Below are 14,170 nucleotides of genomic sequence, written 5' to 3'. Positions count from 1 at the left end.
AGATGGACAAGAAGGGACGGTGGGAACATCATGTTAAAAAAAAGCACAGCGGCGTTTATGATTATCGCCGCCCTGCTATGCGGTAGTCTGGTGACCTTGGGCGTGACGGGTTATAGTCATGTTATCGGACAAGCTGCAGGAGAAGGACTGGCCTCAGCATTGCAGGTTACTGGCCTTCAGCAGAAGGAATCCCAGAAGCTTGGAACGGCTCTCAATCTGATTGAGAGCAATTACTACGAGACAGTAGATCGGGAGAAGCTGATAGACGGTGCTGTCAACGGTATGATGGAAGCGCTGGGCGATCCTTATTCCAACTATATGGGCAAAGAAACAGCTGAGAAATTCGAAGAAAGCATTGAGGGTTCCTTTTCAGGTATCGGTGCGGAGGTCTCTTCGGATAATGGCAAGGTAGTCGTGGTCTCTCCGATCAAGGGCTCACCTGCTGAGAAAGCTGGGATTCAGGCCAAAGATGTTATTCTGTCCGTTAACGGTGAATCGCTGGAAGGCATGGAGCTGAATGCAGCTGTTGCCAAGATTCGCGGTCCTAAGGGCAGTGAGGCCACTTTGAAAATACAACGTTCCGGCTCTGTAGAGCCACTCGAATTTGTTCTTACCCGGGATGATGTGAAGCTCGAAACAGTCTACGCTACTATGGAAAAAGACAATGTGGGTGTAATCGAGGTTACGCAGTTCTCCCTGAATACCGCAGAACGATTCAAGGAAGAGCTGGAGAAGCTGGAGAAGCAAGGCATGAAGGGACTTGTTATTGACGTCCGTAATGATCCAGGTGGTGTTCTTCCGATTGTTATTGAAATGGCAGAGCAATTCGTTCCAGCTGGAAAATCTATAGTGCAAATAGAATATAAAGACAAAAAACGCGAAGTTAGTACCTCAAAAGGATCGAGTAAAGCTTATCCAGTGGTCGTGCTGATGAATAAAGGTAGCGCAAGTGCTTCGGAAATATTGGCGGGTGCTTTGCAGCAGTCGGCAGGAGCTAAGCTAATCGGTGACAATTCTTTCGGTAAAGGTACCGTGCAGACGAGCTTTGATAAACAGCTTGGAGACGGCAGCTTGCTGAAAGTTACCATTGCCAAATGGCTTACGCCAGACGGCACATGGATCCACGGTAAGGGCATTAAACCGGATATCGCGGTAGCGCAGCCGGATTACTTCTCGGTGGCTCCGATTAACAAGAGCGTGGCGCTGCAATATAATATGAACAACGCTGATGTGAAGAGTGCACAGACGATGCTGGACGGTTTGGGTTATAAGCCTGGACGTAAAGATGGCTATTTCGATGCTGGCACTAAGGACGCAGTGAAGAAGTTCCAAAGTACAGCAAAGCTTCAAGTCACAGGCATAATTGACGCCAAGACAGCCGAGGCGCTGGAAGCGGCGCTGATCAAGGTCATTCAAGACCCTGTTCACGACAACCAACGGAATAAAGGGATTGCTGAGATTCAGAAGGAAATTAAGGCGGCAGCGTCGAAAAAGTAAGAAGGCTGAATTCAGCCTTCTTTTTTTCTTTTAGATAAGAAAATGCCAACCGACGTAGAGGAATTAGAATATATACAAATCAGTCATCGGACGAAAAGGAGTGTGACGAACAGTTTGAATGTGATTCAGGAACTGTTAGGAAGCTTGGGCACTGCGTTCTTACACTTATTGATCCAGCCGTATTACTACATTGCTATTATATTTATTGCGTTATATTACCGTAGGCAGGTGGCATTAGAACGAAAGCTGATACATGTGAAATTACATAGCTGGGGTCAGGAAACGTGGCGGACGGTATGGAGTGGTCTAGTCATGGGTTTGGTCGTCTCTATAGCAGCCGTTCTGCTAGGAATATCATTATCAGGTACGGCTGTAGCCTGCATTTGGGTAGTTAGTCTCGTGTTGTCGCTATTGCGTGTACGGTATTTGTGCTTTGCGTATTCTATAGGCTTGTTAGGTATCATACAATTTGTAATTTCTTTCTTTCCAGATGCTTTAGATAGTGGAACGGTAGGGAATATTACCACCGCCATACGGGAGATGGATATTCCTGCTTTGCTAGTTTTAGCTGCGCTGCTGCACATGGCGGAGGCACTGCTGGCCCGCAGACAAGGGGCCAAGCTTGCAACGCCGCTCTTCCTGAAGGGAAAGCGCGGCATGGTCGTCGGCGGCTATCAGCTGCAGGCCTTCTGGCCGCTGCCGCTGTTCCTGCTGCTCCCATCGGGAGCAGGAACGGATTTGCCATGGCACTCGCTGCTCGGCGGCAGCCTTGGCATCGTCTCTTTGCCCGTCATCATCGGCTTCAGCGAGATGACACAGGGCATGCTGCCCGGGCGCAAGGCGGCCCGCACTGCAGGACGGCTGCTGATCTACAGCATCGTCCTGCTCGGCTTAAGCCTGCTTGCCGCTTGGTGGAGCCCGCTGACTCTGGTCGCGGCGCTCGCAGCCATTGTGCTGCACGAAGGGTTAAGCTGGTACAGCGCTCTGGAAGAGCGCAGCATCAGCCCCATCTTCGTGCATCCACCGCGCGGCCGCAAAGTGCTGGCCGTGCTGCCGGGCAGTCCCGGCCAGGAGCTGGGCATCCTGCCCGGCGAGATCTTACTGAAGGTCAACGGGGTCCTGTTGACCGATGCGGCGCAGCTACATGAGGCGCTGCGCATGAATCCAGCGTTCTGCAAGCTGGAGGTGCTGAACCGTGAAGGGGAGAGCAAATACCTTCAAAGCCCGATCTATGATGGGGATCACCATCAGCTCGGTATTATTTTGGTCCCGGAGACAGATGGGATGATTACCGCTGAGGCGAAGCCTTCCAGCATCTACAGCATCATCGGGATGAAGACAGGCATACGCAGTCGGAACCTTCCGGACGGCCAACTTAAACGAAAAAAAACCACTGAAGCCAAGCAGGAATCAGCGGAAGGATAACTAGAAGATGCCCCATAAGCCATGAAATGGTGAATGGGGTATCTTTGTTTTTGATTAGATGGTAATTTCGCGTGCGAGAAGTTGCTATCGGACCCAGTTGCCCCTAATCGCAGCATTTTCGCTTTTTTAGAATGGTAACGGACCCAAAAGGCGCTATTGGCATCAAAAACACCCCAAATGAGCCTCTTTCTGAGGAATAACGTCGCTGGGGTCCGAAACTCTGCTCAAACGCCGATAAAATTGTAAATAGCGTCGCTGGAGTCCGAACCCGCGTCCAAGGAGTAATGTCACTGGAGTCCGAACCGGCGCCCAAGGAGTAACGTCACTGGAGTCCGAACCCGAGCCCGTGCCCAAGGAGTAACGGTACTGGAGTCCGAACTCGCGCCCAAGGAGCAGCATCACTGGAGTCCGAACCCGCGCCAAGGAGCAGCGCGTCACTGGAGTCCGTAAGAAAAACTAACTTTGGCAGTGGACTATTCATATGCTATATGTTACTAGTTCAACCTTGCCTATTCTTCAAATAAAAAATTGCAATTTGCGTACGATCGCGGAGCTCTAATTTGCTTAATATATCCGTTATGTAATTTTTGACGGTGCCCTCGCTTAAAAAAAGCTGTCCGGCGATTTCTTTGTTACTATGCCCCTCAGCGATAGAAGCCACTACAGCCAGCTCTGTTTTGGTCAATCCGAAGGATTCCAGTGGCTGTACCTGTGGCAATTCTTGCCGTGCCGTAGGCTGCAGAAAGGTTGCAAGCTTGCGGGCGATATCAGGGTGGATAAGCATGTTCCCTTCAAAAACCGTTTTAATGCCCTGGATGATCCGGTCTGGCGGTATGTTTTTGAGCAAATATCCACTAGCTCCGTTACGTAGTGCCTCAATGATATATTCATCGTCGTCGAAGGTGGTCAGCATCAATATCGCAATTTGCGGAAAAGCCTGCTTAATCTTCTCCGTTCCTTCAACGCCACCGCAGCCGGGCATGCGGATATCCATCAGAGCCACATCGGCCATTAATCCTTCTTGAAGTAATTCCAAGGCTTCGTTACCTTCACAAGCTGCTCCAACAACTTCAATATCTGGGTCCATCCCTAGCAATACTTGCAGACTTTGGCGAATAAAGGGGTCGTCATCAACAATTAACACTTTAATCATTAGCATGGCTCCTTTCGTTATACAATCTCATCTTGCTTATAAATGGGCAGCCGCGTAATGACTGTAAAATGTGGCTCCTGCCTTAGTTCGAGTGTTCCGCCGATCAGATGAGTGCGCTCGTACATGCCTTTCATCCCGTCCCCACCACTCCCCAATAATTTGCGGAGCTTCTCTTCTTCTGGAAGTGATCCATTGTTGCTAACCTCCATAGTGATTCCTGCTTGCGCGTAGTCAATTTTGATCCGGATGGACGTTGCTTTTCCATGCCGCAAGGCGTTGGTTATAGCCTCACGGGCGTTTTTGTACAGGATCACTTGGATACTAGGATAGAGCGGATAAGGTATGCCCTGAACTTGGTATGAGGTCTCGATCCCCGTCTCACGCCCAATCTCTTCGAGCAGCCGGTCTAACGCATAAGCTCCCTCAAGCTTCGGAGTGTAGTTGATACGTTTAACTGCGGACCGCATATCGTCCATGCTGGCCGACAGCTGGTCACGAATCAGTTCCATCATTTGCATTCCGCTCTCGGGAGAGGTAGGTAAGGTCTGGAGGGCGGCCTCCATCATCATTTTAATCCGGATTAGCCGGTGGCCGATATCGTCATGGAGCTGGCGTGAGATTCGGACGCGCTCTTTGGACTGGGCAGACTCTTCTACTTGCGCGCTGAACTCCAGCAGGCGGTTGCGAGCTTCATCGAGTTCGAAATGCTTTTTGCGCAACTCATCATATAGAAGAAGAGTGTCTTCGCGCCGCTGGCCAGCTTTCAATAATAGCTTATTTAGGTAGGCAGTGAGCAGAAATGAAAGGTTAATGTAAGTCACTACGAGCGATGGAGAATTCTGGAGTGCAACGTTCAAAGCTATCAGATGTACACCTGTGAACACATAAGGCACTGCTTTAGGCTGGAGTCTGGAATAATAAAGCAGTGCTGATATAGCGGGGAAAATCATCATGCTGCCATATTGATAACATAACCAGGCCGTGAACAAGATTTCAATGATACTAATCAAAGCATGAATGGATCGAGGGAGCTTTGGCACCATGACCACAAGGAATAGAAGCATCAGGATATGCAGCGTGAAGATTCCATAATCGTTATATTGATAGACATAAATGGTAATAAACGCAGGGATTAAGATGAGTCCGTAACGCAATAAGTTTAGCTCTCTGGGCACGCCTTAGTCATCCTTTATGTTTTTTAATAATCTTAGCATATTATCCCACTACTTCAGGAGATGACTTTAGTCACCTTCAAAAAATGACCTTTCGTACATCCGCAAAAATTCAACCTAGAATAAAATTGAAAATATAGAAGCACACACGACAGGGGAGATAAGAGATGGCAATCGCGGTGTTGACCGATGTGGTGAAACGGTATGAGAACAAATTAACGGTAGATCATGTGAATGTTACGATTCAAGCAGGAGAGATCTTTGGCCTGCTAGGCCCGAACGGGGCAGGTAAAAGTACAACTATAAGTATGATTTGCGGACTGCTAAAAATTGATAGTGGAGACATTGTTATTGATGGGTTATCAGTCTCTTCGTATGCACTGGAGGTTAAGAAAAAGATCGGCTTAGTTCCGCAGGATTTGGCTTTGTACAATACAATGACAGCAGCAGAAAATGTAACTTTTTTCGGAAGATTGTATGGTTTGCGGGGGAAATTGCTGAAAGAGCGGGTGGCGGAAGCTCTCGCTTTCACAGGACTTAGTGACCGGGCCAAAGAAAAACCAGCTACCTTTTCCGGAGGGATGAAGAGACGTTTGAATATCGCTTGTGCCATCATGCATCATCCAAAGCTGATTATTATGGATGAGCCGACCGTAGGGATTGATCCGCAGTCTCGTAATCATATCCTTGAGTCGGTCAAAGAGCTGAATCGGCTTGGCTCAACCGTCATCTACACTAGTCATTATATGGAAGAGGTTGCAGCCATTTGTGATCGGGTAGCGATTATGGATAAGGGACATATCATTGCTTGTGGCACGGAAAAGGAGCTGCGGGAACGGGTTTCTCAAGAAGAAAAAATAGTGGTCAAAGCAACGAACATCACCCCGGAGCTAATCAATGAGCTTAGTCTACACCCGCGGATCACGAGAGTGGAAAGTAAAGAGGGAACGGTAGAAATGTATCTCCCCTCCTCACAGGATGAGCTGCAGGATATCTTATTTATTTTTGCTAAACATGAAGGCGTTATTGGTTCTTTAAATATTGAGGAGCCGGATCTGGAGACTTTATTCCTTAGTTTGACAGGACGGACATTGCGCGATTAAAGGAGGGAGAGAACGCTTTGAGAAATATTTGGACAATTATGATTTATGAGCTTCGCAGGCTGTTTATTTCACGCTCAATCATCATTAATATGTTTCTGCTACCGCTGCTTTTGATCTTTCTGCTGGGTGCTTCCCTCTCCAGTGTAATCGGTGATAAGGCAGCGTCTAAGATTGACCCTGTACGTGTTGGTGTAGTTAATCTTTCTGGAGAAGGGTATGAAAGCTCGGCGATGATAGACAGCTTTTTGAAGACGCCGGAGCTTAAGGATATCATTATTCCGGTCAAAGTAGGGAGCCGAGAGACAGCGGAAAGTGGCCTGCGCGCCGGGAAATATGGTTATGCGGTTATTGTTCCCCTAGGCTTCGATAAGAAAGTACAAAGCGGCGAAACTGCAAAGCTAGAGTTTGTTCTGGGCAAAGATCGGACAGATAACATGGTTGCGGGGACGGTATTCGATAACTTTTTGAACAATATTAACTATAAGCAATCCGTAGCTATGACGTTGGGTCCAGAAGCTTTGACTGCTACTGCACCAAGTTTGGGAGAGCAGCCTTCTGTTAAGGTTGGGGCGCTCAGTGAAGGTGGCCGATCCTATACAGCCTCCCAATTCTATGCGGTATCCATGATGCTGATGTTTCTGCTATATAGCGGTTTGACCGTCAGCAGCTCTCTTTTTAATGAAAAAGAAAATCACACCCTCTTCCGAATAACCTCAATGCCGGTAAAAGGTTCTGAGCTGTTTATTGGTAAAATGCTAGGCGTAGGGGTTGTAAGTGTAGTGCAGTGCGCAGCGATTATTATCCTGACTCATTTGTTGTTTGGCGTAAATTGGGGCAATCGTCCGGGCTTGCTGCTGCTCTTCTGTCTCTTAATGATCATAGCTTCCATGACATTATCGATTGTTATTTCAATGTTTTGCAAAACTAAAGCAAGTGCAGGAAGTATTGTTAATGTTATCACTGTGGTCATGACCTTCATTAGTGGAGGGATGGCTCCACTTCCGGAATCATGGGTGAACTCGGTCGGGGCATTTACCCTGAATCACTGGGTACTACAAGCTGTTCTAAAAATGATGCTGCATGCAGAGGTCTCAGAGATTTTGCCGAATCTGCTGGTCTTGTCGATCATCTGTCTGGTTCTATTCAGTGCAGCGGTTATCTCGTACCGGAAGGTAGGTTACCATGGATAAGATCTTAACGATTGCTTGGAATATGGTGAAAAGAACGATTGGTTCTCGGAATGGGCTGCTTTCGTATATTCTTCTGCCATGTCTTGTCGTGGCCGGGGTAGTAGCAATTAGTGGAAGTATGGGTGAGAGACCGGCTACTATTTTATATTCGAATATGGACGATGGTGCAGCGGGCAAACATTTGCTTACCGAGCTGGAGAATACCGGTGATTATAAGCTGGTAGAGAAGACAGATGAGGCTGATTTGAGGGAGAGTATTATCGATCAGAACGGAGAAGCCGGTATTTTGATACCGCAAAACTTCACCTCCGCACTGCTTGCTGGAGAAGAGCCACAAATTAGTGTGTATGAGCTTAAGGCTACTGAAACATCCATTATGGTAAAAATGAAAATCAGTGTAATTGCTGATGAAATGCGAAACACTGCTGGACTAATTGGAGCAGCTCGGACTGAGGCTACGGACTCGGACTCACAGTTTGCTGCCGTAATGCAAAGAGCTGAGCAACATAGTGTAGGCAGTATAAGAACAGATTATGATTTATATCCCAAAGAGGGCTTAAGCATCGTCACAGGATTTACTTTGATGTTCTTAATGGGGCTGGTTACAAGTTCAGTGTCGCTTATTATGGATGATCGAAGAGAACGAACAATGAAACGTATGTTCAGTGCCCCGGTTCGTTCGTATGAGATTGCCCTCGGTAATTTTCTGGGAAGCTTCATTGTTGGGTTAATTCAAATTGTTGTAGTACTTGCTTTGGGCCGTTATGTACTGCAGTTTGACTTTGGATTACCGCTCTACTTGTATTTTTTGGTTCTTGCAGCATTTATGCTCGTTTCCATGGGCTTAGCCAGTACGGTAGCAGGTCTGATTCGCAATCCCAATAATACTGGCATGCTTAATTCGCTGATCCTGACCCCGACCTGTATGCTTGGAGGCTGTTTCTGGCCGTTATCCATTATGCCGGATTATATGCAGAAGGCAGCTAATTTTGTACCGCAAAAATGGGCGATCCAAGCGATCGATATCGCTGCTACAGGTGGAGGCTGGAATGAATTATGGCTGCCTTTTGCCATCTTGGGTCTTATGGCCGCGGTGCTGCTGGCGATTGGTTCTGCTATTCTACGTCCGAGTGAAGCCGGAATTAACGCTTAAAAAATTTACAGATCATATAGATATGCATAGCTTGGACTACTCTATTCAGGTACAATAATAGGTATCAAATGTCCCTAGTTCTTAATATGTGTAAAAGAGGGGATTTCTAGGAGGATGAGCAGATGAGCAGCAATAAATTGGCTTGGACATGGCGGGTGAAGGAAGAATGTTTAGAGGAGTATGTAGCTATGCATTTAAATCCTTGGCCAGAAATTTTGGAGGAGCACAGTAAGGCTGGTATTTCTAACTATTCCATCTTTCAGAATGGCAATCAATTTTTTTACTGTTATGAGTGTGAGGATAGTAAGGCGGCTTTTGATTACATTGCCAAAAGTGATGCCTGCAACCGCTGGAATGCGATTACCTCTAAGATGGTTGAAGGGTCATTTGATTTCAATGATGAGGTGCCTATGCAGCCCTTACGTGAAGTGTTCTATCTGAAATAAGCAATTCAATTCTAGAACAAATCAAATGTGCATAATTTATATTATCGGCGCATCTGGTTTACAGTTATTTTAAATATAGGTATAATATAATTTATAAAGTTAAATTGAATAATTATTTGTTTTTTGGAGGAGCCTGTCAACAAGGGCTCCTCTTTGTCTTTTTTTGGCTTGGAGAAGCTCCTGGTTGGCAGTTCTTATATACAACAAGGGAGTGGATTGAAAGATGGAGTTTGTTTTATATCTTATGCTGATCATATTGTTCACCAAAGTAGCTGGTGATCTATCTGTGCGGCTTGGGCAACCAGCTGTGCTAGGCAAGCTTATTGTGGGAATCATACTGGGGCCTGCGGTACTGGGCTGGGTTCAGGATGGAGAGTTTATTCATTATATCTCTGAGATCGGTGTTCTACTGTTAATGTTCATAGCGGGGCTTGAGACGGATCTGGATCAATTGCGCAAGAACTGGAAATCAGCTTTTGCAGTAGCCGTCGGTGGAATTATATTACCCTTTTTGGGTGGGTTCGCCTTAGGAGAAATGTTTGGTTTTGCTTATCATAATGCATTGTTTATGGGCGTTATTCTTAGTGCAACATCGGTCAGCATATCGGTGCAGGTGTTAAAAGATATGAATAAGCTGAACACACGTGAAGGCTCTACAATTCTGGGGGCTGCCGTAGTAGATGATATTCTAGTTGTTATTTTGCTCGCTGTTCTGATGAGCTTTTTCGGTACAGGGGCAGACGTTTCTATTGGTCTTTTAATTGGGAAAAAGGTGTTGTTCTTTGCCGTAGCGATTATTGCCGGCTGGTTCATTGTTCCTCGGGTCATGAAATGGATGGCTCCGTTGAAGGTGACAGAGGCGATTATTTCAGCAGCGTTAATGATTTGTTTCGCATTCGCCTATTTTGCTGAAATCATGGGGATGGCAGGAATCATTGGTGCCTTTGCGGCTGGGATTGCTATCTCGCAAACTTCCTTTAAGCATACGGTAGAATCCAAGCTCGAACCGATTGCTTATTCGATTTTTGTGCCGGTCTTTTTTGTAAGTATCGGACTTAGTGTTTCCTTTGAAGGGGTAGGCAGTCAAATCGGCTTCGTGCTCTTACTTACGGTGGTTGCCATTCTGACCAAGCTGTTTGGTGGCGGTCTGGGTGCGCGTCTTACAGGCTTTGATAACCACTCGTCTGCCATTATAGGGTCTGGGATGATTTCACGGGGGGAAGTTGCGTTGATCATTGCCGCCACAGGGCTGCAAAGCGGCTTGTTACAGCAACAGTATTTTACTTCGGTCATAATTGTTGTCATTGTAACTACACTTGTAACGCCGCCACTATTGAAATTTATGTTCCGTGATCCAGTACGTGCGGAAGGGAAATAAACCATAACAAAAGGGAGTCCTGTTGGTCATTTATATGGCTAACGGGGCTCTTTTTTTATGCTCACGTTCCAGTTGCCATCATCAAGAAAAAGGACGGGGATCTGTCTACAGAAGGGGAAAGTTCCCCGTCTTAAGACTGAGTACGAAACCAGCCGTAGGGCTGTTTTGAGTTCAGCCAAAAATGACTAAACTAAATCTCGGGATGGAAATTAATACATAATCAAACAGACATAAGGGGAGTGCCAGAAATCATGTGGAGTGGAAGGGGAAAAAGAAAATGAAATGGTTAACAAAATGGTCGTTCGGTAACAAGGCTGCGGTGGGGCTTTTAGTAGTCATGGCTCTTGTGGTGGGAGGGATGAGCTACACTTCGCTACCGATGGAATTTATGCCAGAGGCGGATAATCCTCAAGTGACTGTAACTGTGCTGGGTCCTGGCCAGGATACACATGCTATGGAGACTAATGTAACGAAGCCGATAGAAGCTGGAGCAGCTTTTGTGAAAGGGAAGAAGGAAATACTGTCCACTTCCGGAGACGGATATGCGCAGGTAAATATTTTTTATGATTCGAAAACGAATATGAAGGATGCTGCGCAGGAGGTTCAGAAGGTCGTCGATTCATTGAAGTTCCCGGAAGGGGTAATGGCTCCTTTTGTACTTCAGTTGAATACCTCCATGATTCCTGTATCACAGGTTACTCTTGCTTTTGACGAAGGCCTGACTAAAGAGAATCTTAAGCTTGCGGAAGAAACTATCATTCCAGAGATGCAAAAAGCTGAAGGGGTAGCGAACGTTGCTTTATATGGTAAGGTAACTCCGCAGGTCAGCGTTAAGCTGGACCCGAAATTAATGGCTGAGAAGGGAGTCACGACTCCACAAGTATTAGGTTTACTTCAAGGACGTAATGTATCGGCATCCCTTGGGGAGCAAACGATTGGTGGGCAGACCGGCAATGTTAACGTAGTTTCTACGATAGATAGTATGGATACTTTGAAAAAGCTTCCTGTATCTGCGGGCGTTAAGCTACAGGATATCGCTGCTGTCGAATTGAAGCAGGATCAGGAAAGTGTCAGCCGTTCGAACGGGAAAGACGTTCTATTCGCCATAGTGACCAAAGAGGCTAATGCGAATGCAGTCAGTGTCGGAGATAACATTCAGGCTGCCGTAAATCATATTAATACAACCATTCCTAATGCAGAAGCAGCAGTGGTATTCAGTACATCGGATATGGTAGTTAGCTCGGTGAACAGTATGATGCGTGAGGTATTGCTAGGTGCATTATTTGCGACGATTGTGATTCTGTTGTTCCTGCGTAACCTGCGGGCTACTCTGATTACGGCAGTATCCATCCCACTTTCGTTAGCAGTCACCTTATATCTGCTGAATATTTCCGGCATAAGCTTGAATATCATTACACTCGGGGGAGTCGCGGTTGCGGTAGGCCGTTTGGTCGATGATAGTATCGTGGTGATTGAGAACATTTACCGTAGGCTGCAAAAAGAACCCTTTTCCCGTGAAATGATTATTAGTGCAACTGGGGAAGTGGCTAGAGCGATTACCTCATCAACCATTGCTACCGTAGCAGTATTTCTGCCGATGGGTCTCTTGCGTGGTAGTTTGCAAGCTTTCTTACTGCCGTTTGCTTTAACAGTGACCTATTCATTGCTTACTTCACTCGTAGTAGCTTTGACGGTTGTTCCTCTTTTAAGCTCATGGCTGCTGAGAAGAACATCAATGAAAGAACACGAACCTTCTAAATGGTTTATCCGCTTTCTGGACTGGAATCTTCGCCGTAAATGGGTTAGCTTATCGTTGGGTCTCCTGCTTCTGATTGGCTCCATTGCTGCTTATGTGACTATGCCCAAAGGGGCGCTCGATGCTTCGGATGCCAGCTATGTTTCTGTTCAGATGAATTATCCGAAGGATGTTCCTGTCAAAGATATTTTGGAAAAGGGAAAGCAGTTAGAACAAGATTTGATGAAGCAGCCACAAGCAGAAACGGTAATCATGCAATCAGGGAATAGTGCGGACGCCGCTAAGTGGGGGAGTGTTACCTCTGAAACCTTAGTGGACTATACCGTTGTTATGAAAAAAGGTGCAGATGCTCAGGCTTTTATTGATCATGTTCGTGAGGTAAAAGATTCATACACTGGAGCAACACTTGTTGCTAACCAAATGAGTATGATGGGATCCAGCTCTACCAGTGAATATATTGATATTGTCGGAGATAATCTTACAGATATTACTACTGTAGCAACAGAAGTTACTGCTAAGCTGAAGACCGTAGAGGGGATTCAAAAAGTCAGCAGCAATATGGAGGATACGAAACCTGTATTTTCCTTTAAGGTAGATCCGGCGCAAAGTAATGCGCAAGAGATTTCAATGCAGCTGTCAGCGATGCTTAATCCGATTCCAATGGGGCAAATTGAGCTCGATGGTGATGCAGCAGGTGTAGTGTTAGATCCTATGGTTCAGCCGCAAACGGAGCAGGATTTAAAAGCGCTGACGCTCATGACGGCTGAGGGGCTGAAGCCACTGTCTCAGCTCGCAACTTACGAGGTTCGGAATGAACCGGCAATGTTGTTCCATAAAGATGGGAAGCCGTATGTACGAATTACAGCAGAGGTTGATCCGAAGAAGGTATCTGAGATCGGTGCGAATATTAAAAAAGAAACCGATAGTCTTACACTTCCGAAAGGCGTGACCTTATTTGCAGGCGGAGCGTCAGTTGATCAGTCAGAGGATTTCAACGACCTGGGTATGACGGCATTGATCTCCATCGGGTTGGTGTATCTGATTATGGTACTCACCTTTAAAACCCTTCGGGCTCCACTGGCGATTATGTTCTCCTTGCCGCTCGCGGCGATTGGTGCGATTGTTGGACTTATCGTGTCCGGTGTAACGCCTGACTTCACTGCTCTGTTCGGGGCGTTGATGTTAATAGGTATTGTTGTTACGAATGCCATTGTGCTCATTGACCGGATTAAGCAAAATGAAGCCAATATGAGTATCCACGAGGCTATTCTAGAAGCTGCCGGAACACGGATGCGTCCGATTCTCATGACGGCGATTGCCACCATCTGCGCCATGACACCGCTGCTGTTCGGCCATGCCGAGATGGGCAGCATCGTCTCGCAAAGCTTGGCGATTGTAGTCATTGGCGGTTTAACCGCAGCAACACTGCTTACGCTGATTGTAGTGCCGGCGATTTACGAGTTGTTCTACTTCCGTAAATCGGCAAAAGAGCGTAAAGGAGCAGAAAAGACTAATGCTCCGGCGCTTTAAATAAGCAAACGGCAAGCCTCCGGGTTAATGGGGCTTGCCGTTTTTTTTTGTTTTGTTACAAATTCTTATAATTATGGAGTTAACTTGTCTAAACTAATAGCCAAAACTTTGTTTAGGAAAGGCTGAAAGGCGCTTTGCCAGATTGCAATATCCCCCCCTGAAATAAATATTTATTTTTTAATTTTAAATATTGCTATTTTCACAACAATGTACAGAGCATTTAACATAATTATTAAGAAAGATATTATTGGAAATATTCTATTTACCGCAGAAAATGCCAATATAAATAATGAAAACAAAAGTAAAAATGGAATAGACTTTGTATACTTTCTACTGAAAATCCCTACTAAACTCTTGATGGAATTCA

10 protein-coding genes are annotated in these 14,170 nt (G+C 46.2%); 8 read left to right on the top strand and 2 right to left on the bottom strand.

The window, feature by feature from the left end; genetic code table 11:
- Positions 1-30 precede the first annotated feature (30 nt).
- Together MHI25_RS28575 and MHI25_RS28570 are read left to right on the top strand one after the other, a co-directional pair.
- Complete coding sequence (locus MHI25_RS28575) at positions 31-1,497, top strand: S41 family peptidase (protein WP_076301416.1); 1,467 nt, start codon at positions 31-33, stop codon at positions 1,495-1,497.
- A 450-nt stretch (positions 1,498-1,947) separates the two neighbouring features.
- Positions 1,948-2,922 carry a PDZ domain-containing protein gene (locus MHI25_RS28570; protein ID WP_232061470.1) on the top strand — a complete coding sequence of 325 codons (975 nt, stop codon included), beginning with the start codon at positions 1,948-1,950 and terminating at the stop codon, positions 2,920-2,922.
- Between the two features lie 499 nt (positions 2,923-3,421).
- Here MHI25_RS28570 and MHI25_RS28565 read toward each other — a convergent pair whose 3' ends face one another.
- Both MHI25_RS28565 and MHI25_RS28560 read right to left on the bottom strand, forming a co-directional pair.
- Positions 3,422-4,075 carry a response regulator transcription factor gene (locus tag MHI25_RS28565; RefSeq protein ID WP_076123821.1) on the bottom strand — a complete coding sequence of 218 codons (654 nt, stop codon included), beginning with the start codon at positions 4,073-4,075 and terminating at the stop codon, positions 3,422-3,424.
- Positions 4,076-4,092: 17 nt separating this feature from the next.
- Positions 4,093-5,250 carry a sensor histidine kinase gene (locus MHI25_RS28560; protein ID WP_076279161.1) on the bottom strand — a complete coding sequence of 386 codons (1,158 nt, stop codon included), beginning with the start codon at positions 5,248-5,250 and terminating at the stop codon, positions 4,093-4,095.
- Positions 5,251-5,414: 164 nt separating this feature from the next.
- On the opposite strand from MHI25_RS28560, the gene MHI25_RS28555 reads away from it, so the two are divergent.
- The 6 genes from MHI25_RS28555 to MHI25_RS28530 all read left to right on the top strand — a co-directional run bounded on the left by MHI25_RS28555 (position 5,415) and on the right by MHI25_RS28530 (position 13,803).
- Complete coding sequence (locus MHI25_RS28555; protein ID WP_036678569.1) at positions 5,415-6,350, top strand: ABC transporter ATP-binding protein; 936 nt, start codon at positions 5,415-5,417, stop codon at positions 6,348-6,350.
- A gap of 17 nt (positions 6,351-6,367) precedes the next feature.
- Positions 6,368-7,540, top strand: a complete 1,173-nt coding sequence (locus tag MHI25_RS28550; protein WP_081387850.1) for an ABC transporter permease — start codon at positions 6,368-6,370, stop codon at positions 7,538-7,540.
- The gene (locus tag MHI25_RS28545) at positions 7,533-8,693 is read left to right on the top strand and encodes an ABC transporter permease (protein WP_076192450.1); all 1,161 of its coding nucleotides are present in this window, start codon (positions 7,533-7,535) and stop codon (positions 8,691-8,693) included. Before MHI25_RS28550 ends, MHI25_RS28545 begins: the two co-directional genes overlap by 8 nt.
- Before the next feature lie 122 nt (positions 8,694-8,815).
- On the top strand, positions 8,816-9,139 hold the full coding sequence (locus MHI25_RS28540; protein WP_038573529.1) for an L-rhamnose mutarotase: 324 nt from the start codon (positions 8,816-8,818) through the stop codon (positions 9,137-9,139).
- A 223-nt stretch (positions 9,140-9,362) separates the two neighbouring features.
- The gene (locus MHI25_RS28535) at positions 9,363-10,517 is read left to right on the top strand and encodes a cation:proton antiporter (protein WP_340394686.1); all 1,155 of its coding nucleotides are present in this window, start codon (positions 9,363-9,365) and stop codon (positions 10,515-10,517) included.
- A 277-nt stretch (positions 10,518-10,794) separates the two neighbouring features.
- A complete protein-coding gene (locus tag MHI25_RS28530; RefSeq protein ID WP_076123813.1) occupies positions 10,795-13,803 on the top strand; it encodes an efflux RND transporter permease subunit in 3,009 nt (1,002 codons plus the stop codon).
- The last annotated feature ends 367 nt before the right edge of the window (positions 13,804-14,170 follow it).

It is taken from the genome of Paenibacillus sp. FSL E2-0177 (assembly GCF_037992975.1).
Lineage (GTDB): Bacteria > Bacillota > Bacilli > Paenibacillales > Paenibacillaceae > Paenibacillus_AQ > Paenibacillus_AQ odorifer.
This window is presented reverse-complemented; position numbering and strand designations above follow the sequence as displayed.

Bases quoted from the DNA above. Each gene is read 5' to 3' on its own strand.
- MHI25_RS28575 (WP_076301416.1), top strand. From the start codon at position 31: ATGTTAAAAAAAAGCACAGCGGCGTTTATGATTATCGCCGCCCTGCTA.
- MHI25_RS28565 (WP_076123821.1), bottom strand. From the start codon at position 4,075: ATGATTAAAGTGTTAATTGTTGATGACGACCCCTTTATTCGCCAAAGT.
- MHI25_RS28555 (WP_036678569.1), top strand. From the start codon at position 5,415: ATGGCAATCGCGGTGTTGACCGATGTGGTGAAACGGTATGAGAACAAA.
- MHI25_RS28545 (WP_076192450.1), top strand. From the start codon at position 7,533: ATGGATAAGATCTTAACGATTGCTTGGAATATGGTGAAAAGAACGATT.
- MHI25_RS28540 (WP_038573529.1), top strand. From the start codon at position 8,816: ATGAGCAGCAATAAATTGGCTTGGACATGGCGGGTGAAGGAAGAATGT.
- MHI25_RS28535 (WP_340394686.1), top strand. From the start codon at position 9,363: ATGGAGTTTGTTTTATATCTTATGCTGATCATATTGTTCACCAAAGTA.
- MHI25_RS28530 (WP_076123813.1), top strand. From the start codon at position 10,795: ATGAAATGGTTAACAAAATGGTCGTTCGGTAACAAGGCTGCGGTGGGG.